23 protein-coding genes are annotated in these 20501 nt (G+C 67.7%); 2 read left to right on the top strand and 21 right to left on the bottom strand.

Annotation, left to right across the window (positions count from 1 at the left end):
• Positions 1-6: 6 nt before the first annotated feature.
• From AACG61_RS10745 to AACG61_RS10835, 19 genes are all read right to left on the bottom strand, one after another.
• Positions 7-1572, bottom strand: coding sequence for an NADH-quinone oxidoreductase subunit M (locus tag AACG61_RS10745; RefSeq protein ID WP_411837127.1), 1566 nt, complete (start codon positions 1570-1572; stop codon positions 7-9).
• Position 1573: 1 nt separating this feature from the next.
• Positions 1574-3688, bottom strand: coding sequence for an NADH-quinone oxidoreductase subunit L (gene nuoL, locus AACG61_RS10750; protein WP_411837128.1), 2115 nt, complete (start codon positions 3686-3688; stop codon positions 1574-1576).
• Between the two features lie 6 nt (positions 3689-3694).
• Positions 3695-4000: an NADH-quinone oxidoreductase subunit NuoK gene (gene nuoK / locus AACG61_RS10755; protein ID WP_411837129.1), complete on the bottom strand. Its 306-nt coding sequence runs from the start codon at positions 3998-4000 to the stop codon at positions 3695-3697.
• A gap of 55 nt (positions 4001-4055) precedes the next feature.
• Positions 4056-4658 carry an NADH-quinone oxidoreductase subunit J gene (locus AACG61_RS10760; protein ID WP_411837130.1) on the bottom strand — a complete coding sequence of 201 codons (603 nt, stop codon included), beginning with the start codon at positions 4656-4658 and terminating at the stop codon, positions 4056-4058.
• Positions 4655-5068 (bottom strand): carboxymuconolactone decarboxylase family protein, encoded by a 414-nt coding sequence (locus tag AACG61_RS10765; protein WP_148912083.1) that lies wholly within the window; start codon positions 5066-5068, stop codon positions 4655-4657. The genes AACG61_RS10760 and AACG61_RS10765 overlap by 4 nt, the downstream gene beginning before the upstream one ends.
• Positions 5065-5556, bottom strand: coding sequence for an NADH-quinone oxidoreductase subunit NuoI (nuoI, locus tag AACG61_RS10770; RefSeq protein ID WP_148912082.1), 492 nt, complete (start codon positions 5554-5556; stop codon positions 5065-5067). Before nuoI ends, AACG61_RS10765 begins: the two co-directional genes overlap by 4 nt.
• A 3-nt stretch (positions 5557-5559) precedes the next feature.
• On the bottom strand, positions 5560-6591 hold the full coding sequence (gene nuoH / locus AACG61_RS10775) for an NADH-quinone oxidoreductase subunit NuoH (RefSeq protein WP_411837131.1): 1032 nt from the start codon (positions 6589-6591) through the stop codon (positions 5560-5562).
• An 18-nt stretch (positions 6592-6609) separates the two neighbouring features.
• Positions 6610-7368, bottom strand: a complete 759-nt coding sequence (locus tag AACG61_RS10780) for a hypothetical protein (RefSeq protein ID WP_411837132.1) — start codon at positions 7366-7368, stop codon at positions 6610-6612.
• Between the two features lie 4 nt (positions 7369-7372).
• Positions 7373-9385 (bottom strand): NADH-quinone oxidoreductase subunit NuoG, encoded by a 2013-nt coding sequence (nuoG, locus tag AACG61_RS10785; RefSeq protein ID WP_411837133.1) that lies wholly within the window; start codon positions 9383-9385, stop codon positions 7373-7375.
• 11 nt (positions 9386-9396) lie between these two features.
• Positions 9397-9798, bottom strand: coding sequence for a DUF5333 domain-containing protein (locus tag AACG61_RS10790; protein ID WP_411837134.1), 402 nt, complete (start codon positions 9796-9798; stop codon positions 9397-9399).
• Between the two features lie 101 nt (positions 9799-9899).
• On the bottom strand, positions 9900-11195 hold the full coding sequence (gene nuoF / locus AACG61_RS10795; protein WP_411837135.1) for an NADH-quinone oxidoreductase subunit NuoF: 1296 nt from the start codon (positions 11193-11195) through the stop codon (positions 9900-9902).
• A gap of 24 nt (positions 11196-11219) precedes the next feature.
• Positions 11220-11429 (bottom strand): DUF5337 domain-containing protein, encoded by a 210-nt coding sequence (locus AACG61_RS10800; protein ID WP_411837136.1) that lies wholly within the window; start codon positions 11427-11429, stop codon positions 11220-11222.
• A complete protein-coding gene (locus tag AACG61_RS10805; RefSeq protein WP_411837137.1) occupies positions 11429-12007 on the bottom strand; it encodes a hypothetical protein in 579 nt (192 codons plus the stop codon). Before AACG61_RS10805 ends, AACG61_RS10800 begins: the two co-directional genes overlap by 1 nt.
• A gap of 39 nt (positions 12008-12046) precedes the next feature.
• The gene (nuoE, locus tag AACG61_RS10810; RefSeq protein WP_411837138.1) at positions 12047-12940 is read right to left on the bottom strand and encodes an NADH-quinone oxidoreductase subunit NuoE; all 894 of its coding nucleotides are present in this window, start codon (positions 12938-12940) and stop codon (positions 12047-12049) included.
• The gene (locus AACG61_RS10815; RefSeq protein ID WP_411837139.1) at positions 12940-14181 is read right to left on the bottom strand and encodes an NADH-quinone oxidoreductase subunit D; all 1242 of its coding nucleotides are present in this window, start codon (positions 14179-14181) and stop codon (positions 12940-12942) included. The genes nuoE and AACG61_RS10815 overlap by 1 nt, the downstream gene beginning before the upstream one ends.
• Complete coding sequence (locus tag AACG61_RS10820) at positions 14178-14798, bottom strand: NADH-quinone oxidoreductase subunit C (protein ID WP_411837140.1); 621 nt, start codon at positions 14796-14798, stop codon at positions 14178-14180. The genes AACG61_RS10815 and AACG61_RS10820 overlap by 4 nt, the downstream gene beginning before the upstream one ends.
• Positions 14799-14800: 2 nt before the next feature.
• On the bottom strand, positions 14801-15325 hold the full coding sequence (locus AACG61_RS10825) for a NuoB/complex I 20 kDa subunit family protein (protein WP_176695081.1): 525 nt from the start codon (positions 15323-15325) through the stop codon (positions 14801-14803).
• On the bottom strand, positions 15325-15642 hold the full coding sequence (gene ndhC / locus AACG61_RS10830; RefSeq protein ID WP_405406484.1) for an NADH-quinone oxidoreductase subunit A: 318 nt from the start codon (positions 15640-15642) through the stop codon (positions 15325-15327). The genes AACG61_RS10825 and ndhC overlap by 1 nt, the downstream gene beginning before the upstream one ends.
• A 210-nt stretch (positions 15643-15852) precedes the next feature.
• Positions 15853-16410, bottom strand: coding sequence for an SH3 domain-containing protein (locus AACG61_RS10835; RefSeq protein WP_411837141.1), 558 nt, complete (start codon positions 16408-16410; stop codon positions 15853-15855).
• Between the two features lie 179 nt (positions 16411-16589).
• Here AACG61_RS10835 and AACG61_RS10840 point away from each other — a divergent pair, with 179 nt between their 5' ends.
• Positions 16590-17591: a 2-hydroxyacid dehydrogenase gene (locus AACG61_RS10840; protein WP_411837142.1), complete on the top strand. Its 1002-nt coding sequence runs from the start codon at positions 16590-16592 to the stop codon at positions 17589-17591.
• Positions 17591-18733: an MFS transporter gene (locus AACG61_RS10845; RefSeq protein WP_411837143.1), complete on the top strand. Its 1143-nt coding sequence runs from the start codon at positions 17591-17593 to the stop codon at positions 18731-18733. The genes AACG61_RS10840 and AACG61_RS10845 overlap by 1 nt, the downstream gene beginning before the upstream one ends.
• A gap of 10 nt (positions 18734-18743) precedes the next feature.
• Here the strand turns inward: AACG61_RS10845 and panB are convergent, their stop codons facing one another.
• Together panB and panC are read right to left on the bottom strand one after the other, a co-directional pair.
• Positions 18744-19553 (bottom strand): 3-methyl-2-oxobutanoate hydroxymethyltransferase, encoded by an 810-nt coding sequence (panB, locus tag AACG61_RS10850; protein ID WP_411837144.1) that lies wholly within the window; start codon positions 19551-19553, stop codon positions 18744-18746.
• Positions 19554-19563: 10 nt separating this feature from the next.
• A complete protein-coding gene (panC, locus tag AACG61_RS10855; protein ID WP_411837145.1) occupies positions 19564-20409 on the bottom strand; it encodes a pantoate--beta-alanine ligase in 846 nt (281 codons plus the stop codon).
• Positions 20410-20501 lie beyond the last annotated feature (92 nt).

The following is a 20501-nucleotide window of genomic DNA, read 5'->3' on the forward strand; positions in this document are numbered from 1 at the left end:
CGTTCCTCAGTGGCTGACGGCGGGGCTGACGGCGGCCGCGGCCATGTCGTCCGCCGCTGCCTCGGCGGGCAGCGCGTCGTTGTAATTCACCAGAAGCGCCTCGACGGCGGGTCCGGTGATGTCGGTCACCAGGCGCGGATAGACGCCCAGGATCAGGGTCATGGCGATCAGCGGGACGAAGATCCAGCGCTCGCGCGCGGTCATGTCGGTGATCGTGCGCAGGCTCTCCTTGATCAGCGCGCCCATGGTCACGCGGCGATAGAGCCACAGTGCATAGGCCGCCGACAGGATCACGCCGGTCGCGGCCACGAAGGCCACCCAGGTGTTCGCGCGGAAGACGCCCAGCAGGGTCAGGAACTCGCCCACGAAGCCCGAGGTGCCGGGCAGGCCCACATTGGCCATGGTGAAGAACATGAAGACCAGCGCATAGACCGGCATCCGGTTCACCAGCCCGCCATAGGCGTCGATCTCGCGCGTGTGCATGCGGTCGTAGATGACGCCCACGCAGAGGAACAAAGCGCCTGAGATGAAGCCGTGCGACAGCATCTGGAAGATCGCCCCGTCCAGCCCCTGCTGGTTCGCGGCGAAGATGCCCATGGTCACATAGCCCATGTGGGCGACCGACGAATAGGCGATCAGCTTCTTCATGTCGGACTGCGCCAGCGCCACCAGCGAGGTGTAGACGATGGCGATGGCCGACATCCACAGGACCAGCGGCTGCAGCAGATCGGCTGCGACCGGGAACATCGGCAGACTGAAGCGGATGAAGCCGTAGCCGCCCATCTTCAGCAGCACTGCGGCCAGCACCACCGAGCCCGCGGTCGGGGCTTGGACGTGCGCGTCGGGCAGCCAGGTATGGACCGGCCACATCGGCATCTTGACCGCGAAGCTGGCGAAGAAGGCCAAGAACAGCAGCGTCTGCATGCCGCCGACGACGGTCAGGCCCATGAGGCCGAAGGTCTCGGACGGGAAGTCGAAGGCCAGGAGCTGCGCGATGTCGGTGGTGCCCGCCGTGCGCGCCATGGCGATCATCGCCACCAGCATCAGCACCGAGCCGATGAAGGTGTAGAGGAAGAACTTGAACGACGCATAGATGCGGTTCTTGCCCCCCCAGATGCCGATGATCAGGAACATCGGGATCAGGCCCGCCTCGAAGAACAGGTAGAAGAGGATCAGGTCCAGCGCCGCGAAGACGCCGATCATCAGCCCCTCCAGCACCAGGAAGGCGATCATGTATTCCTTGACCCGCACCGACACGTCCCAGCAGGACAGGATCGTCAGCGGCATCAGGAAGGTCGTCAGCAGGATGAACAGGATCGAGATCCCGTCCACGCCCATCTTGTAGCGCAGACCCATGATCCAGGCGTGATCCTCCACGAACTGGAAGCCCGTATTGGCGGGATCGAAGCCCGCCAGCAGGAACAGCGAGATCAGGAAGGTTGCGCCGGTCGCGATGAGCGCCAGCCATTTGGCGTTCTTCTGCGATGCCGCGTCGTCGCCGCGCAGGAACACCGCCAGGATCCCCGCCGCCACGATCGGCAGGAAGGTGATGATCGAAAGAAGGTTCGTCATGTCAGTGCGCGCCCCGCATCATCACCCAGATCAGCAAGCCCACGATGCCAAGGACCATCGCGAAGGCATAATGGAACAGATAGCCCGACTGAACGCGTCCGGCGAACCGGGTCAGCCGCGGGATGATTCCCAGGGCGACCCCGTTGATGGCGCCGTCGATAACCGCTCCGTCACCGCCCGTCCACAGTTTGGCGCCGATCCAGCGTGCCGGACGCACGAAGACCGCGTCATAGACCTGGTCGAAATACCACTTGTTCAGCAGGAACTGATAGAGGCCCCGCTGCTGCGCGGCCAGCTGGCCCGGCATCTCCGGACGGCGGATGTACATCAGCCAGGCCAGGGCAAAGCCGATCAGCATCGCCACGAAGGGCGAGACCTTGACCCATTTCGGAACGTAATGGGCCTCGTGCATGACGTGGTTGTCGGGGCGCATGTAGATGGCGCCCGGCGTGACGGTGAAGGAGGCGACATCCGCAGCCTCGGCATGGGCCTCGCCCTCGGCGGCGGCGGCGGGGGCCGCGGCGGCCTCCGGTTCGGCCGGGGCCTCGGTGGTCGCATGGGCGACCTCGGTGCCGTGGCCGGCCTCCTCGTGCTGGGCGGCCTCGATGCCGAAGAAGCGGGCGACGCCCTCCTCCTCGAAGAAGCTGTTGTACCAGATCATGCCCGCGAAGATCGAGCCGAAGGCCAGAACGACCAGAGGCGCGGTCATCACGCGCGGGCTCTCATGCGCGTGGTCATGCGCATGATGATCGCCGCGGGGCTTGCCATAGAAGGTCAGGAACATCAGCCGCCAGGAATAGAAGCTGGTCATCAGCGCCGCGATCACCAGCATCCAGAAGGCATAGGTGCTGCCGACATAGGCGCTCTCGATCACGGCGTCCTTGGACAGGAAGCCCGCGAAGCCGATATGGGTCAGCGGGATGCCGACGCCGGTGATGGCCAGCGTGCCGATCATCATGGCCGCGAAGGTCAGCGGGATCTTCTTGCGCAGCCCGCCATAGTTCCGCATGTCCTGCTCGTGGTGCATCGCGTGGATCACCGATCCCGCGCCCAGGAACAGCATCGCCTTGAAGAAGGCATGCGTGAACAGGTGGAACATGGCGACCGAATAGACGCCGACGCCCGCCGCCACGAACATGTAGCCCAGCTGCGAACAGGTCGAATAGGCGATGACGCGCTTGATGTCGTTCTGGACCAGACCGACGGTCGCGGCGAAGAAGGCCGTGGTCGCGCCGATATAGACGATCAGCATCTTCGCCTCGGGCGCGAACTCATAGAGCGGCGACATGCGGCAGACCAGGAACACGCCCGCGGTCACCATGGTCGCGGCGTGGATCAGGGCGGACACCGGGGTCGGGCCCTCCATCGCGTCGGGCAGCCAGGTGTGCAGGAACAGCTGCGCCGACTTGCCCATCGCGCCGATGAACAGCAGGATCGCCAGCACGTTGGCCGCGTTCCAGTCGCGCCACAGGAAGGTCATCTCGGTCTGGGCCAGCATCGGCACCTGGGCGAAGATCTGGTCGAACTGGATCGATCCGGTCATCCACCACAGGCCGAAGATGCCCAGCAGGAAGCCGAAATCGCCGACGCGGTTGACGATGAAGGCCTTCATCGCGGCAGCGCCCGCCGACTGCTTCTTGAAGTAGAAGCCGATCAGCAGATAGGAGGCGACGCCCACGCCCTCCCACCCGAAGAACATCTGCAGCAGGTTGTCGGAGGTCACCAGCATCAGCATGGAGAAGGTGAAGAACGACAGGTAGGCGAAGAAGCGCGCCCGGTAGGGCTCGTCGTCGCCGAAGTTCTCGTCATGCGCCATGTAGCCGAAGCTGTAGAGGTGCACGAGCGCCGAGACCGAGTTGATCACGATCAGCATGATCGCGGTCAGCCGGTCCAGCCGGATCGCCCATTCCGAGGTGAAGTCGCCCGACACGATCCAGTCGAGGACGGGCAGGCTCTGCGGCTCGCCCAAGGTCAGGAACACGACCCAGGACAGGGCGGCGGCGGCGAACAGGATGGCGGTGGTCAGGATCTGCGCGCCGCGCTCTCCGATCAGCCGCCAGCCGAAGCCCGCGATCAGCGCGCCCAGAAGGGGCGCGAACAGGATGAATTGCGCCATGACCGCTTACCCCTTCATCACGTTGACGTCGTCGACCGCGATCGTGCCGCGGTTGCGGAAGAACACGACCAGGATGGCCAGGCCGATGGCCGCCTCGGCGGCGGCGACGGTCAGGATGAACATCGTGAAGATCTGCCCGCCCAGATCGCCCAGATGCGCCGAGAAGGCCACGAAGTTGATGTTGACCGCCAGCAGCATCAGTTCGATCGACATCAGGATGACGATGACGTTCTTGCGGTTCACGAAGATGCCGAAGATTCCGGCGACGAACAGTATCGCCCCCACGACAAGGTAATGTGTCAATCCGATCATCGTTTCAGTCCCTCCGGGCACGCTCACCCGTTGATATTCCTTGGGCGGGCGGGGCTCAGAGCCCCTGCCCCGGCTTGACGTCGCGCAGCTGCATGGCCTTGGCCGGATCGCGGTGCATCTGGCGGATCACGTCCTGACGCTTGATGTCGCGGCGGTGACGCATGGTCAGGGTGATCGCCCCGATCATCGCGACCAGCAGGATCAGGCCCGACAGCTGGAACGGCAGGATGTAGCGGTCATAGAGCACCAGGCCGATGGCATTGGTGTTCTGCGCCTCCGCCGCCATGGGCACCGCGCGCAGCGTGGCCGACTGGTCGCTGCTCTCCCACGCGCCATAGGCGATGGCCAGCTGCGCCAGCAGCACGATGGCGATCAGCCCCGCCAGCGGCAGATAGCGGGCGAATTCGCCCTTCAGCTGGGCGAAGTCGACATCCAGCATCATCACCACGAACAGGAACAGCACCGCCACGGCGCCGACATAGACGATGATCAGCAGCATGGCCACGAATTCCGCGCCCAGCAGCACGAACAGGCCCGCCGCCGAGATGAAGGCCAGGATCAGCCACAGCACCGAATGCACCGGGTTGCGCGACAGCACCACCATGAAGCCCGCCGTGCAGACCGAGATGGCGAAGAGGTAAAAGGCGAAGGTCATCATGACTGGGGGCTCCCCTCGGATTCGGTGAATACGCCCTGGGCGATCTCCAGCGCCTTCTGCATCGCCGGAAGGCCGCCGAACATGCCCATCTGATAGATCACCTCGGCGATCTCGCGCGGGGTGGCCCCGGCCTCGATCGCGTGGCGGATGGTCAGGCGCAGCTGCGGCTCGGCCAGGGCGCCCTGGACGGTCATCGCGGCGATGGTGACCAGCAGGCGCGTGCGCGCATCCAGACCGTCGCGGTTGAAGGTCTTGCCGAACCACATCTCCAGCATGTCCGCAGGCATGGTCGGGAACATCTTCTCGAACGCCTTGACGTCGAAATGCTCCAGCGCGGGGTTGAAGGTCCGCGCCATCTCCTGTCCCTGGGCCAGCATCTGCTGGAACATCTTGGTGAAGGGATCGGTCATCGGTAGGGCGCGTCCATCGCCAGGTTGCGCGCGATCTGGGCCTCCCACCGGGCGCCGTTGTCCAGAAGCTTCTCCTTGTCGTAGAACAGCTCCTCGCGGGTCTCGGTGGCGTATTCGAAGTTCGGCCCCTCGACGATCGCGTCGACTGGGCAGGCCTCCTGGCAGAAGCCGCAATAGATGCACTTGGTCATGTCGATGTCATAGCGCGTCGTGCGGCGCGAGCCGTCGTCGCGGGGTTCGGCATCGATGGTGATCGCCTGCGCGGGGCAGACCGCCTCGCAGAGCTTGCAGGCGATGCAGCGTTCCTCGCCATTGGGATAGCGGCGCAGCGCATGCTCGCCCCGGAAGCGCGGCGAGAGCGGGCCCTTCTCATGGGGATAGTTGATGGTGGGCTTGGGCGCGAAGAAGTAGCGCATGCCCAGGCCGAAGCCTTTGATGAAATCCACCATCAGGAAGTACTTGGTGGCGCGGACGACGTCGAAAGCCATCTTTTACACTCCTGCCCAACGGGCCCAGAAGGTCCCGAAGACTTCGAATTTCGCAAGGAAAGCCACGATCACGACCCAACCCAGGGACAGCGGCAGGAACACCTTCCAGCCGATCCGCATCAGCTGGTCGTAGCGGTACCGCGGCACGATGGCCTTCACCATGGCGAACATGAAGAACCAGAAGACCATCTTCAGGAACATCCAGATCGCCCCGTCCGGCAGGCCCGGGATGGGCGACAGCCAGCCGCCGAAGAACAGCAGGCTGATCAGCGCGCACATCAGCCACATGGCGATGTATTCGCCGGCCATGAACAGCAGATAGGGGGTCGAGGAGTATTCGGTCATGAAGCCCGCGACCAGTTCGGATTCGGCCTCCGGCAGGTCGAAGGGCGGGCGGTTGGTCTCGGCCAGGGCCGAGACGAAGAACAGCACCACCATCGGCAGGTGCGGCAGCCAGAACCAGGACAGGAGCCCCGCGCCGCGCTGCGCCTCGACGATGGCGGTCAGGTTCATCGAGCCCGCCGAGATGATCACCCCGATGATGATCAGGCCCAGGCTGACCTCGTAGGAGATCATCTGTGCGGCCGACCGCAGCGAGCCCAGGAACGGGAACTTCGAGTTGGACGCCCAGCCCCCCATGATCACCCCGTAGACCTCCAGCGAGGAGACCGCGAAGATGAACAGGATGCCCACGTTGATGTCGGCCATGACCCAGCCCGGCGCGAAGGGAATCGCCACGAAGGCCAGAAGCGCCAGCATCATCGACAGGAAGGGCGCCAGGAAGAACACGAACTTGTCCGCGCCCGCCGGGACGACGATCTCCTTGACGACGAATTTCAGCGCGTCGGCGAAGGTCTGCAGGATGCCCCAGGGTCCGACCACGTTAGGACCGCGCCGCATCTGCACCGCCGCCCAGATCTTGCGGTCGCCATAGACCATGTAGACCAGCGACAGCATCACGAAGACGATCAGCGCCAGACCCTGCGCCAGCAGGATCAGCGCGATGCCCCAGGAGGATGCCCAAAAATCAGCCATGATGCCAGTCCCTCTGCCTTACGCCGCTGGAATGCCGCGTGCGCTGCATTCGCGCAAGGTCTCTTCCGTTTCCATCACCCGCAATCCCATCGGCTTGCTGTCCGACAGCAGGAAGGCCGATCCGATCAGCAGCTTGCCGTCGCGTTCGGCCTGAAGCGTCCGGATGTGCCGCCCGTAGGGGTTGCCATTGTCGCGTGCCCAACCGGCCAATGCGCAGGTGGCATACGAGAACGCGATATCGGCGTCCACCCCCCGTTGCAGATTGGCGGTCACCTCGACCAGATCGGCCCCTGCGCCGCGGTTCAGCGGCTGCACCTTGACGGCCAGGAACACCTGCGGGTCGATCTCGGCGCCTTCGGCCAACACCGGCAAGGCGGGCTGGGTCCGGGCCGCGAAGGCCTCCAGCGCCTCCTGCTGCGCGGTCTTGCGCGGCGGCAGGTCGGTCGCGACCAGACCCGCGAAATCCAGATCCAGGTTGGCGTTCAGTGCCGCTAGGTCGGCCTCGGTCACCGCGAAGGCGTCGCGGCCCCCGGCGCTGTCCAGGTCCATCGTGGTGACGCTGCCGTCCTCCTCGAGGATCAGGATCTCGCCCGATTGGGTCGAGATGCGCGCCCGGCTCAGCCCCTCGCGGCCGGCGACCAGCGTCGTGACCTCGGCCGGCTTGGCGCGGGGACGGGCATCGGCGCCGTCTCCGCCCTCGGTCCCGCAGGCCGAAAGAAGCAGCGCGGCGCCGACCAGGGCGGCCGCCGCGCGGGCGTTGTGCCGGGGGGCGCCCACGGCCCTACTCCGCCGCCAGCGCGGTCGCGCCGCGCGCCGCCGCCATGCGCGACAGCTCGCCCATCAGCGGAGAGCTGCGCGCGATCGGGTTCGTCAGGTAGAAGTCGCGCACCGGGTTCACGAAGCCCGCCTGCCCCAGATCGCGGCGCGGCAGGGGCTGCCAGTCGCTCTCGACGATCTCGTCGATCTGGCCCAGATGCGGCACCGCCTCGACCAGCGCGCGGCGCAGCTGCGCCAGGCTGTCCCAAGGCAGGGTCCGGCCCAGTTCGGCCGACAGGGCGCGCAGGATCGCCCAGTTCTCCTTGGCCTCGCCCGGCGCGAAATTGGCGCGCATCGCCAGCTGCGGACGCCCTTCGGTGTTCACGAAGAGGCCCATCTCCTCGGTATAGCAGGCGGCGGGCAGGATGATGTCGGCGCGATGCGCGCCGCGGTCGCCATGGCTGCCCTGATAGATCACGACCGGTCCGGCCGCGATCTCGACCTCGTCCGCGCCCAGGTTGAAGATCACCTGCGCGCCGTCGATGGCCACGCTCAGACCACCCTCGGTCACCGCGCCAACATCCATGGCGCCGACGCGTCCGGCCGCCGTGTGCAGTACCAGAAGACGCGCACCGGTCGCCTCGGCCAGGGCCTGCGCCGCGGCCAGCACGGCGGCGCCGTCGGCCTCGCGCAGCGCGCCCTGACCCACGATGATCAGGCCGGGGGCCTCCTGCGGCTCGGCCTTGTCCAGCAGCGCCGTCAGCGCCGCGCGGTCGGTGCCCGCGTGCTCATAGTCATAGGTCAGATCGACCGCCTGCCCCACCAGGGTGATCCGCGCACCGCGCGCCCAGGCCTTGCGGAGGCGCGCGTTCAGCACGGCCGCCTCGTCGCGGGGGTTGGTGCCGATCAGCAGGATCGACGCGGCATGGTCGATATCCTCGATCGCGGCATTGCCGACATAGCCGCTGCGGTTGCCGGCGGGCAGATGCGCGCCGTCGGTGCGGCATTCGACCGAACCGCCCAAGCCCTCGATCAGGGTCTTGAGGCTGAAGGCCGCCTCGACCGAGGCCAGATCGCCGACCAGACCCGCGACCTTGCCGCCCTGCATCGCGCGGGCGGCGGCGGTCAGCGCCTCGGGCCAGGTGGCGGGGCGCAGGCGGCCGTTCTCGCGCAGATAGGGCGTGTCCAGACGCTGGCGGCGCAGGCCGTCCCACACGAAGCGGGTCTTGTCGCTGATCCACTCCTCGTTCACCGCGTCATGGTTGCGCGGCAGGATGCGCATCACTTCGCGCCCCTTGGTGTCCACGCGGATCGCGCTGCCAAGCGCGTCCATCACGTCGATCGTCTCGGTCTTGGTCAGCTCCCACGGGCGGGCGGTGAAGGCATAGGGCTTGGACACCAGCGCCCCCACCGGGCAGAGGTCGATGATGTTGCCCTGCAGGTTCGAGGCCAGCGTCTCGTTCAGATAGGAGGTGATCTCGCTGTCCTCGCCGCGACCGGTCTGGCCCATCTGCGTGATGCCCGCGACCTCGGTCGTGAAGCGCACGCAGCGGGTGCAGCTGATGCAGCGCGTCATGTGCGTCTCGACCAGCGGCCCCAGGTTCAGCTCCTCGGAGGCGCGCTTCGGCTCGCGGTAGCGGCTGAAGTCCACGCCATAGGCCATCGCCTGGTCCTGCAGGTCGCATTCGCCGCCCTGATCGCAGATCGGGCAGTCCAGCGGATGGTTGATCAACAGGAACTCCATCACGCCCTCGCGGGCCTTCTTGACCATCGGGCTGTTGGTCCGGATCTCGGAGGGCGCACCTTCCGGGCCGGGACGCAGGTCCTTGACCTGCATCGCGCAGCTGGCGGCGGGCTTCGGGGGTCCGCCCACGACCTCGACCAGGCACATCCGGCAGTTCCCGGCGATGGAGAGGCGTTCGTGATAGCAGAAACGCGGGATCTCGATCCCGGCCTGTTCGCAGGCCTGGATCAGGGTCAGGTTGGGATCGACCTGGATGTCCTTGCCGTCGATCCTGATGGTGCGCAGTTCTGCCATGACTGACTTCCTTATCTGGCGTTCAGCAGCGATCCGGCGATCGTCTGCCGCGCGATTTCGTCCCGCCCGAGGCGGCAAAAGGTTTCCGGCTGCCCGTTCACGACGCCGTTTCCGACCATGTAGCGGTCGGCCTCGGCATAGATGCGCCGGCGTTCCTCGCGACTGTCGAGGAAGGCCTCGATCTCGGCCTCGCTGTAGCCCTGCTCCAGCGCGTAACGCTTCAGCGCGCGGGCCTCGGCGAAGGCGCGGATCAGGCGGGCGTCGATGCTGGGACAGCCGCGGCGCAGCAGGTCGGCCACGCGGGCCTGCACCAGCCGGTCGTTGATGTAGTCGTTCCGGTTCAGCGGCTCGCGCGCGAAAGCGGGGACCGAGAACAGGGCCAGCGCAAGCGCGGCCATAAGGGAGCGTTTCATGGCAGAATCCTTTCGGTGATCATGCGTTCCCACATCATCACCGTCGCAGGCCCCTGCCCGACACGAGCGCGTGCGCGCCGCGTGATATGCCGCCCCGATCCTCACTCGGCCGCCAGGGCGCCCATGCGCCCGGTCTTCTTGGCCTTCAGCCGGTCCTCGATCTCGCCGCGGAAGTTGCGGATCAGGCCTTGGATCGGCCAGGCGGCCGCGTCGCCCAGAGCGCAGATGGTGTGGCCTTCGACCTGCTTGGTCACGTCCAGCAGCATGTCGATCTCCTCGACCTCCGCCTCGCCCGAGACCAGGCGCGCCATGACGCGCATCATCCAGCCGGTGCCCTCGCGGCAGGGCGTGCACTGCCCGCAGCTCTCATGCTTGAAGAAGGCCGACAGACGCCAGATCGCCTTGATGATGTCGGTGGACTGATCCATCACGATCATGCAGCCCGTGCCGAAGGAGGACCGCAGCTCGCGCATGCCGTCGTAATCCATGATGGCGTTCTCACACTGCTCGGCCGTCAGGACCGGGCAGGAGGCGCCGCCGGGGATCACCGCCTTGAGGTTCTTCCAGCCGCCGCGCACGCCGCCGCCATGCTTCTCGATCAGCTCGCGCAGGGGGATCGACATCGCCTCCTCGACCACGCAGGGCGCGTTCAGGTGTCCGGTCAGGCCGAACAGCTTGACGCCCGCGTTATTGGGACGACCGAAGCCCGCGAACCACTCCGCGCCGCGGCGCAGGATCGTCGGCACGACGGCGATGGATTCGACGTTGTTCACCGTGGTGGGGCAACCGTAAAGGCCCGCGCCCGCCGGAAACGGCGGCTTCATGCGCGGCATGCCCTTCTTGCCCTCCAGGCTCTCCAGCAGGGCGGTTTCCTCGCCGCAGATATAGGCGCCCGCGCCGTGATGCAGATAGAGGTCGAAATCCCAGCCCGACCCGGCCGCATTCGCGCCCAGCAGCCCCGCGTCATAGCATTCGTCGATGGCGGCCTGCAGGGCCTCCTTCTCGCGGATGTATTCGCCGCGCAGGTAGATGTAGCAGACATGCGCGTTCATCGCGAAGCTGGCGATCAGCGCACCTTCGATCAGGGTGTGCGGATCATGGCGCATGATCTCGCGGTCCTTGCAGGTCGCAGGCTCGGATTCGTCGGCGTTGATCACCAGATAGCTGGGCCGCCCGTCCGATTCCTTGGGCATGAAGGACCATTTCAGGCCGGTCGGGAAGCCCGCGCCCCCGCGCCCGCGCAGCCCCGAGGCCTTGACCTGCTCGATGATCTTGTCGCGGCCGCGACCGATGATCTCGCCGGTGCCGTCCCAATGGCCGCGCTTCTTCGCGCCCGCCAGGCTCCGGTCGCCCATGCCGTAGAGGTTGGTGAAAATGCGATCCTGGTCTTTCAGCATCCGTAAGGTCCTCTCATCCCGGCGTCACGCATTCCTGCGCCGCCAGATACGCCAGGTCACGATCAGCGACCAGACAAAAGCGCCGATGGCGGCAAGGTCGGCCAGAAAGGCCCACTCCGCCGCCCAGTCATAATTGCCCCCGATCGCCTGGATGGCGAGCCAGCCCAGCATGGTCACCGCGATCACGATCGCGACCAGCCGCATCTGGCGGGCGTCCTGTGCAGGATCGGCCATCAGACCCCCTCCTGCCGGGCGGCGGTCAGGGCCTTGGCCTGACCGACCCAGTCATCGTTGCGGATGCGCGCCGCCCCCCGGCCGATCCGCGCGGCCATCGCGTCGATCTGCGCATCGTCCCAGGCCGCGATCTGCGCCAGCCGGGTCACCCCGGCCTCGTGCAACGCCTGCTCGACCTTCACGCCGATGCCCTTGATGCCGCGCAGGCTCTCGGGCGCCTCGGCCGGCTTGCGGCCATAGATCGTGCGCGCCGGGTCGGGCAGATCCCGGGCCACCACGGGCGGCACCGCATCGCCCGACGGGGCGATGGTCGGGGCGGCCCGCGGCGCGGGGACCGGCTCGCTGGCCGGTGCGGCGACCGGATCGAAGGGTGCGGCCTCAGCCACGGGCGCCCAATGCGCCCCGTCCATGGCCGCCGGGCCTCCGTCGATCATCCAGCTGACCATGCCTGCGAGGATCGCCCCCGCCAGCACCGCCAGAACCAGTGCCGCCAGCCAGCCGGTGCTGCCGAACAGGCCCTGGCCCAGAAAGACCAGCAGCGCCGCGACGGCTCCGGTGGTTTTGCTGGCGGGTGTCATGCGGGGCGTCCTTTCGTGGCGGTGGCGGGCGGTGGCGGCTTAGTCGCGGTCCTTGTCGTCGGCCCTGACATCGGCCGGTTCGCGCTTGGAGACGGGGCGGGCGGCGGAACTGGCTTGCGCCTCCTGCTCGGTCACGCCGGTGGCGTCGGCAGGCGCGCCATCCGAGGGGCGCGGCTCGCGCTCGGGCGCGCTGTCGATGCCGGTCTGGTCATCGGCCGCGGCCTCGGGGCGGCGGCGCCACTTTGTCAGGATCGGCACCTCGGTCCCGTCGATGCGCTTGAGCGTCTCGCCGATATCGGTGGCCAGCTGGACGCTCGCGTTGCGGCCCTCCTGCCCCTTCAGGTCCGCAAGGCTCGTCAGCCCGCTGGCAGGCTCCGAGGCAAAGCGCCCCGACTGCGAGCCCGGCACCGGAACCTCTCCGGCAGACATGCGGTCGATCAGCGCCTCGAGGCTCTCGGGCGTCAGGTCCTCATAGTAGTCCTTGCCGATCTGGGCCATCGGCGCGTTGGCGCAGGCGCCCAGGCACTCGACCTCCTCCCAGCTGAACTTGCCGTCGGCCGACAGGGTATGCGGGGTGGGCGCGATCTTGCGCTTGCAGACGGCGACCAGGTCCTCGGCCCCGCAGATCATGCAGGTCGTGGTGCCGCAGATCTGGATATTGGCCACGGTCCCAACGGGTTGCAGCTGGAACATGAAGTAGAACGTCGCCACTTCCAGCGCCCGGATATAGGGCATGCCCAGCAGCGCCGCGCAATATTCGATGGCGGGACGGCTCAGCCAGCCCTCCTGCTCCTGGGCGCGCCACAGGACCGGGATGATCGCCGATTGCTGGCGACCTTCCGGATATTTGGTGATCTGCGCCTGCGCCCATTCCAGGTTCGCAGGCGTGAATTCGAAACTGTCCGGCTGGACGGGGTGCAGACGGCGCAGCATCAGCGGTCAACCTCTCCGAAGACGATATCCTGGGTGGCGATCAGGGCCGGGACGTCGGCCAGCAGATGGCCCTTGGACATCCAGTCCATGGATTGAAGGTGCAGGAAGCCCGGCGCGCGCAGCTTGGCGCGATAGGGCTTGTTGGTGCCGTCGCTGACCAGATATACGCCGAACTCGCCCTTGGGCGCCTCGACGGCGGCATAGACCTCTCCGGCCGGGACGCGGAAACCCTCGGTGTAGAGCTTGAAGTGATGGATCAGGCTTTCCATGTCGCGCTTCATGTCGCCGCGCTTGGGCGGCGTCAGCTTGCCGCGCGCCAGCACGTCGCCCGGGCCCTCGGCCCGCAGCTTCTGCACCGCCTGGCGCATGATGGAGGTCGATTCGCGCATCTCCTGCATCCGGCACAGGAAGCGGTCATAGCAGTCGCCGTTGGTGCCGACCGGGATCTTGAAGTCGAACTCGTCATAGCACTCGTAGGGCTGCGCGCGGCGCAGGTCCCAGGCCAGGCCCGACCCGCGCACCATCACGCCCGAGAAGCCCCAGTCCAGCGCGTCCTGTTCGCTGACGATGCCGATATCGACCAGGCGCTGCTTGAAGATGCGGTTCTCGGTCAGCAGCGTGTCCAGATCGTCCAGCACCTGCGGGAACTGGTCGCACCAGGCCTCGATGTCGTCCAGCAGGTCGGGCGGCAGGTCCTGGTGGACGCCGCCGGGCCGGAAATAGGCCGCGTGCAGACGCGCGCCGCAGGCCCGCTCATAGAAGATCATCAGCTGCTCGCGCGCCTCGAAGCCCCAGAGCGGCGGCGTCAGCGCGCCCACGTCCAGCGCGCCCGTGGTCAGGCCCAGCAGGTGATTCAGGATGCGGCCGATCTCGCAATACAGGACCCGGATCAGGCTGGCGCGGCGCGGCACGACCGTGCCGGTCAGACGCTCGATCGCCAGGCACCAAGCATGCTCCTGGTTCATCGGGCTGACATAGTCCAGCCGGTCGAAATAGGGCAGGTTCTGCAGATAGGTGCGGCTCTCCATCAGCTTCTCGGTGCCGCGATGCAGCAGACCGATATGCGGGTCGGCGCGTTCCACGACCTCGCCGTCCAGCTCAAGCACCATGCGCAGAACGCCATGCGCCGCAGGGTGTTGCGGGCCGAAGTTGATGTTGAAGTTGCGGATGCGCTGCTCGCCGGTCAGGCGGTCCTCGCTGCCGTCGTCATACTGGTTGATGCGGATGTCGCCGTCCATCATTTCGCGGCCCCCTTCTCGTCGCCGGGCAGGGCGTATTGCACGCCTTCCCAGGGCGACAGGAAATCGAATTGGCGGTATTCCTGCACCAGGCTGACGGGTTCGTAGACGACGCGCTTCTCGGCATCGTCGTAGCGGACCTCGACATAGCCGGTGGTCGGAAAGTCCTTGCGCAGCGGATGCCCCGAGAAGCCGTAATCCGTCAGGATGCGGCGCATGTCCGGATGGCCCGTGAACAGGATGCCGAACATGTCGAAGATCTCGCGCTCGAACCAGTTCGCGGCGGGATAGATGCCGGTCAGCGTCGGCAGCATCTCGTCCTCGCGGATCGCGACCTTCACGCGGATGCGGTGGTTCTGGTACATCGACAGCAGGTGCCAGACCACGTCGAAGCGCTGCTGGCGCGACGGATAGTCGACTGCGGTGATGTCCACCAGCGTCGAGAAGCGGCAGCTGGTGTCGCTGCGCAGGAAGTCCAGCAGGTCCAGGATGCCGCTGGCCGTCGCGGTGACGGTCAGCTCGCCGAAGGCGATCTCGGTGCCCACGACCTCGTTGGCGCGGCGCAGGGTGATGTGCTCGGCCAGCTGGTGCAGGGCGTCGGTGTCGGTCTGGGTCGCCATGATCACCTCACCAGCGTGCCGGTGCGCCGGATGCGGCGCTGGAGTTGCAGGATGCCGTAGAGCAGCGCCTCGGCGGTCGGCGGGCAGCCGGGGACGTAGATGTCCACGGGCACGATCCGGTCGCAGCCGCGCACCACGGAATAGCTGTAGTGATAGTAGCCGCCGCCATTGGCGCAGCTGCCCATGCTGATGACGTAACGCGGTTCGGGCATCTGGTCATAGACCTTGCGCAGCGCCGGGGCCATCTTGTTGGTCAGCGTGCCCGCCACGATCATCAGGTCCGACTGGCGCGGGGAGGCGCGCGGCGCGGTGCCGAAGCGTTCCAGGTCATAGCGCGGCATGGAGGTCTGCATCATCTCGACCGCGCAGCAGGCCAGGCCGAAGGTCATCCAGTGCAGCGAGCCGTTGCGCGCCCAGTTGATGATGTCCTCGGTCGTGGTCAGCAGGAAGCCCTTGTCCTGCAGCTCCGCGTTCAGGGCCTTGGTCGCGTATTCGCGATCGGGTCCGGCGGTGTTCGCCCCTGCCATCACGCCCATTCCAGCGCTCCTTTCTTCCACTCGTAGGCAAAGCCCACGGTCAGCACGCCCAGGAACACCATCATCGACCAGAAGGCGGTCTCGCTGATCGCCTGGAAGCTGACGGCCCAGGGGAACAGGAACGCGACCTCGAGGTCGAAGATGATGAACAGGATCGACACCAGATAGAATCGCACGTCGAACTTCATGCGCGCGTCATCGAACGGGTTGAAGCCCGACTCGTAGGCGCTGACCTTTTCCGGGTCCGGATTGCGCACCGCGATGACGAATGCGGAAAGCAGCAAGATCAGCGCCAGCGCCGAGGCCATCGCCGCGAAGACGAGGATGGGCAGATAGTCCTGCGTAATGTTTTGCACGGGTGACGATCCCCTTGTCGGTCGCGGGGATCATGGCTTGCCCCGCGACGGGTTGGCTGGGTGCGGTTTAGACCCGCCGCCGTCCGGGGTCAATTGCCCGGCGCGCGCGAAAGCGCGGCGATTTGTTGCAACCGCCCGTCCGGCAGGCATCCTGCGGTCGGCTCAGTCGCGGATCTCGGTCGCGTCCACCCCCCAGATGGCGGTCTTGGGCACCCAGCCCCGCTGTCCGCCGCCCGACACCCGGCACCAGTCGGGTTCGCATTCGTTCAGCCGCAGGATCGCGCCGGCCTCGGCCCGCGCGACGATGTCGGCATCCGGATTGGGCCGGGTCCGCAGCTCCAGCATGTCCTGGGTCACCAGCGCCGTCCGCACGCCCGACAGCAGCGCGTAATGCACCCAGCCCCCGGCCCCGTCCTTGTCCTCGACCCGGCGCCAATGGCCGAACTCGGCCACCACCCTGAGCGGCATGCCCGCGTGGCGGAAGACCCAGTCGATGCGGTGCGACAGGCTGGGACCGCGCCGGGCGTTGCCCTCGTTGCCCTTCAGGCTGACATAGCGCGGCAGCGGCAGGTTGGTGACCGGCCCCCGCATCTCGGCCTGGCCCTGACCGGTGGCGGCCTCCGGGGCGGCTTGGGCCGAAACCGGCGCGGGCGCCTGTCCGACCATAATCGCGACCGCAAGGGCCAACCCTGCGCCTGTCCTGCCAAGCCATGCCGTCATGCGCCGTCCGTTCCTGTCCTGCCGCGGGACGCGCGGGCGCCCCTCTGGGGTCTTGTGCCTGCCCCTCAACGCGGGCAGTTTGCCAAAAGCATCCGCGGAAGAAAAGGGCGTGCCGACACGGCCGCACCGACAAGACCGTGACTGCGACAGGACCGTGACCGAGACACAGTGAGGTGACCATGCCCGCCAGCCCCGCGTCCCGCAGCAAGCTGCGCGTCGCCGTGACCCGTCGCCTTCCCGAGGCGGTCGAGACGCGGATGTCCGAACTGTTCGACGTGGCCCTGCGCGAGGACGACCGCCGCCTGAGCCAGGACGAGATCGTGGCGCTGATGCAGAACGCCGACGTCCTGGTGCCGACCGTCACCGACCAGATCACCGCCGCCATGCTGGCCCGCGCGGGCGAGCGGCTGAAGCTGATCGCCAATTTCGGCGCCGGCATCGACCATGTCGACGTGATGTCGGCCCGCCAGCGGGGCGTGCTGGTCAGCAACACCCCCGGCGTCGTGACCGAGGACACCGCCGACATGACGCTGGCGCTGATCCTGGCCGTGACCCGCCGCATCCCTGAAGGCCTGGCCGAGATGCAGGCCGGGCGCTGGCAGGGCTGGTCGCCCACGGCGCATCTGGGCGGGCGCGTGGGCGGGCGCAGACTTGGTATCCTGGGCATGGGCCGCATCGGCCAGGCGGTCGCGCGCCGCGCCAATGCCTTCGGCATGCAGGTCCATTACCACAACCGCCGCCGCCTGCGCCCCGAGATCGAGGAGGCCCTGGGCGCCACCTGGTGGGAGAGCCTTGACCAGATGCTGGCGCGCATGGACATCGTCAGCGTTAACGCCCCGCACACGCCGTCCACGTTCCATCTGCTGAACGCGCGTCGTCTGAAGCTGATGAAGCCGTCGGCGGTGGTCGTGAACACCTCGCGCGGCGAGGTCATCGACGAGAACGCCCTGACCCGCATGCTGCGCGCCGGAGAGATCGCGGGCGCGGGCCTCGACGTGTTCGAGCATGGCCACGAGATCAACCCCCGCCTGCGCGAGCTGCCCAATGTCGTCCTGCTGCCGCATATGGGCAGCGCGACCATCGAGGGCCGGGCCGAGATGGGCGAGAAGGTGATCATCAACATCAAGACCTTCGCGGACGGGCACAGACCCCCTGATCTGGTCGTGCCGGCGATGCTGTGATGGCGATGCGATGGGCTGTGTCGGCCCTGTTCTTCGTGAACGGCCTGCTGGTGGGCAGCTGGGCGCCGAAGATCCCGGTGCTGATGGAGCGTCTCGGCATCACCGAGGCCAGCGCCGGGGTGATCGTGCTGGGCCTGGGCCTGGGGTCGCTCTGCGTGATGCCGCTCTTCGGGGCGATGGTCGCGCGGGCCGGATCGGCGCGCGCGGTGCGGCTGGCCGCGTGGCTGGCGGCGCCGTCGATGATCTGGATCTCGCTGGCGCCGACCTACTGGACGGTCGCGGCGGCGGTGGTGCTGTTCGGGGGCATGGTCGGCGGCATGGACGTGGCGATGAACGCCAATGCCGTCGCCGTGGAGCGCGCGCGCGGCCGGGCGATCATGTCGTCCTGCCACGGGTTCTGGAGCCTCGGCGCCTTTGCCGGGGCCGCCGCCGGGGGCTGGCTGATCCAGCGCATGGGCGAGATGGCCCATGCCCTGACCATCACCGCGGCATTCGCGCTGGTGCTGTTCTGGGCGCTGCCCCGGCTGCTGCAGGACGCCCCCGAGGCCGGCGCGCCCAAGGCCCCGCTGCGCCTGCCGCGCAGCCCCCTGCCCTGGCTGATCGGCGTGATGGCCCTGGCCGCGATGATCCCCGAAGGCGCGATCCTGGATTGGGCCGCCGTCTATCTGCAGCGCGAGATGGGAGCGTCGCTGTCGGTCGCGGGCCTGGGCTTTGCGGCCTGCGCGGGCACGATGGCCGCGATGCGTTTCGCGGGCGACGGGCTGCGGCGGCGCTTCGGCGCGGTCGCGACGCTGCGCGCCAGTTCGGCCGTGGCCATGGCGGGGCTGGCGCTGGCGGGGCTGTCCTCCAGCCCCGCGCCGGCAATCGCGGGCTTCGCGCTGGCGGGGATCGGCATCGCGAACATGGTGCCCATCGCGTTTTCGGCGGCGGGGAACGTGCCGGGGCTGGCGGCGGGCATGGGCCTGTCGGTGGTCACGATGATGGGCTATTCCGGCATCCTGCTGGCGCCCGGCAGCATCGGGTTCCTGGCCGAACGGTTCAGCCTGGGCACGATCTATCTGGCGCTGGCCGGGCTCTTGCTGATCCCGCTGGCGCTGTCGCCGCTGGCCCGCACCGCCGATTTCGAACCGCGCGACTCCTGATCGCCCGCGCTCAGCGGTACAGTTCAGCCTCGGCCGGAAAGCTGCGGTCGCGGACGGCAGCGGCATAGGAGGCGATGGCCTGATCCGCCTGCCCGCCCAGCTCGCCGAAGCGGCGCACGAAGCGCGGCACGCGACCCGACAGGCCCAGCATGTCGTCAAGCACCAGTATCTGCCCATCACAGCGCGCGCTGGCCCCGATGCCGATGGTCGGCACGGCGACCGCATCGGTGATCTGGTCCGCCAGGGCCTCCATCACCCCCTCCACCACCACGCTGAAGGCACCCGCATCCGCCACGGCACGGGCGTCCTGGACGAAGGCGGGCCAGGTCGCGGGGTCGCGGCCCTGGGTCTTGAACCCGCCCATCGTGTTCGTGGCCTGCGGCGTCAGCCCGACATGCGCCATGACCGGGATGCCGCGGTCGACCAGAAAGCGGATCGTGGGGGCCATGCGGACCCCGCCCTCCAGCTTGACGGCCCCGGCGCCGGTCTCTGCCATCACGCGGGCGGCGTTGCGGAAAGCCTGTTCCGGCGATTCTTCATAACTTCCGAAGGGCATGTCGATCACGACCATCGCGCGGGCCGATCCGCGCATCACCGCCTGGCCGTGCAGGATCATCATCTCCAGCGTGACCCCTATGGTCGAGGGCAGGCCATGGACCACCATCCCCAGGCTGTCACCCACCAGGATCACGTCGGCATGGGCGTCGACCATCGCGGCCATGGGCGCGGTATAGGCGGTCAGCGCGACGATGGGCGTCTGCCCCTTGGCGGCGGCGATCTGCGGGACGGTGATGCGGCGGACGGCGGCGTGGACGGACATGGGAAACCCCTTACGGATGGGCGGTGCGCTGGTCGATCAGCAGCACCTCGCCAAAGCGGACGGCCAGCAGGATCGCGACCGGCCCGCCGACGACGGCGATGCGCGACAGGTCGCGGGCGTCGCGGATGTCGATGGAGCGGATCTCGGCCCGCGGTTCGGAGGAGAGGATCGTGCGGATCTGTCGGCGGATCAGGCTGACCGGCGTGCCCATGTGGACCGACGCCGCAGCATGGTCCAGCGCGCGGGCCAGGACCGGGGCCGCCGCGCGGTCCTCGGGCATCAGGCGCTGGTTGCGGGACGACATGGCCAGCCCGTCATCCTCGCGCACCGTCGGCACGGGCAGGATGGTCACGGGCATGTCCAGATCCTCCACCATGCGGGTGATCAGGGTCAGCTGCTGATAGTCCTTTTCGCCGAAGGCCGCGGCCTGGGGCTGGACGATGTTGAACAGCTTGGTCACCACCGTCGCCACGCCGCGGAAATGGCCGGGGCGCAGCCGGCCCATCAGGATGCCGCCCAGCTTGCTGACCTGCACATGGGTCTGCGCGCCGGGCCGCCAGATGTCCGACACCTGCGGCAGGAACACCGCGTCGCAGCCCGCATCACGCAGCAGGTCCAGGTCCTGCGCCTCCTGCCGGGGGTATTTGTCCAGATCCTCGGTCGGGCCGAATTGCGCGGGGTTCACGAAGATCGAGGTCACGACCCGGCCGCCCCCCTGCCCGTCCAGCCAGTCGCGTGCCCGCGCGACCAGGGTCAGGTGCCCCTGATGCAGCGCGCCCATGGTCGGCACCAACGCGACACGGCCCGCCTCGCGGCGCCAGGCGCGCATGGCCTCGATGCTGCGGCAGATCTCCATGCTGGCCCCCCTTCTAGCGTGGGCGGCACCCTAGTCGCGGGGACCGGTCGGGGCAAGGCCATGTCGTTTTTCGCCCGCAGAGGTCGGGGGCC

The organism is Paracoccus sp. ME4 (genome assembly GCF_046736325.1).
Lineage (GTDB): Bacteria > Pseudomonadota > Alphaproteobacteria > Rhodobacterales > Rhodobacteraceae > Paracoccus.

Excerpts from the sequence above, each read along its gene's own strand:
- nuoE (WP_411837138.1), bottom strand. The coding sequence starts at position 12,940 with ATGCTGCGCCGTCTGCACCCCGTCCAGCCGGACAGTTTCGAATTCACG.
- AACG61_RS10815 (WP_411837139.1), bottom strand. The coding sequence starts at position 14,181 with ATGATGGACGGCGACATCCGCATCAACCAGTATGACGACGGCAGCGAG.
- AACG61_RS10745 (WP_411837127.1), bottom strand. The coding sequence starts at position 1,572 with ATGACGAACCTTCTTTCGATCATCACCTTCCTGCCGATCGTGGCGGCG.
- AACG61_RS10845 (WP_411837143.1), top strand. The coding sequence starts at position 17,591 with ATGGCGATGCGATGGGCTGTGTCGGCCCTGTTCTTCGTGAACGGCCTG.
- nuoF (WP_411837135.1), bottom strand. The coding sequence starts at position 11,195 with ATGCTGAAAGACCAGGATCGCATTTTCACCAACCTCTACGGCATGGGC.
- panC (WP_411837145.1), bottom strand. The coding sequence starts at position 20,409 with ATGGAGATCTGCCGCAGCATCGAGGCCATGCGCGCCTGGCGCCGCGAG.
- AACG61_RS10825 (WP_176695081.1), bottom strand. The coding sequence starts at position 15,325 with ATGGCAGGGGCGAACACCGCCGGACCCGATCGCGAATACGCGACCAAG.
- AACG61_RS10840 (WP_411837142.1), top strand. The coding sequence starts at position 16,590 with ATGCCCGCCAGCCCCGCGTCCCGCAGCAAGCTGCGCGTCGCCGTGACC.
- panB (WP_411837144.1), bottom strand. The coding sequence starts at position 19,553 with ATGTCCGTCCACGCCGCCGTCCGCCGCATCACCGTCCCGCAGATCGCC.
- AACG61_RS10820 (WP_411837140.1), bottom strand. The coding sequence starts at position 14,798 with ATGGCGACCCAGACCGACACCGACGCCCTGCACCAGCTGGCCGAGCAC.
- AACG61_RS10790 (WP_411837134.1), bottom strand. The coding sequence starts at position 9,798 with ATGAAACGCTCCCTTATGGCCGCGCTTGCGCTGGCCCTGTTCTCGGTC.
- AACG61_RS10805 (WP_411837137.1), bottom strand. The coding sequence starts at position 12,007 with ATGACACCCGCCAGCAAAACCACCGGAGCCGTCGCGGCGCTGCTGGTC.
- AACG61_RS10800 (WP_411837136.1), bottom strand. The coding sequence starts at position 11,429 with ATGGCCGATCCTGCACAGGACGCCCGCCAGATGCGGCTGGTCGCGATC.
- nuoL (WP_411837128.1), bottom strand. The coding sequence starts at position 3,688 with ATGGCGCAATTCATCCTGTTCGCGCCCCTTCTGGGCGCGCTGATCGCG.
- ndhC (WP_405406484.1), bottom strand. The coding sequence starts at position 15,642 with ATGGCCTCGGCGCTGGCGCTGATCTTGCTGCTTTCCGCATTCGTCATC.
- AACG61_RS10765 (WP_148912083.1), bottom strand. The coding sequence starts at position 5,068 with ATGACCGATCCCTTCACCAAGATGTTCCAGCAGATGCTGGCCCAGGGA.
- nuoK (WP_411837129.1), bottom strand. The coding sequence starts at position 4,000 with ATGATCGGATTGACACATTACCTTGTCGTGGGGGCGATACTGTTCGTC.
- AACG61_RS10760 (WP_411837130.1), bottom strand. The coding sequence starts at position 4,658 with ATGATGACCTTCGCCTTTTACCTCTTCGCCATCTCGGTCTGCACGGCG.
- nuoG (WP_411837133.1), bottom strand. The coding sequence starts at position 9,385 with ATGGCAGAACTGCGCACCATCAGGATCGACGGCAAGGACATCCAGGTC.
- nuoH (WP_411837131.1), bottom strand. The coding sequence starts at position 6,591 with ATGGCTGATTTTTGGGCATCCTCCTGGGGCATCGCGCTGATCCTGCTG.
- AACG61_RS10835 (WP_411837141.1), bottom strand. The coding sequence starts at position 16,410 with ATGACGGCATGGCTTGGCAGGACAGGCGCAGGGTTGGCCCTTGCGGTC.
- nuoI (WP_148912082.1), bottom strand. The coding sequence starts at position 5,556 with ATGGCTTTCGACGTCGTCCGCGCCACCAAGTACTTCCTGATGGTGGAT.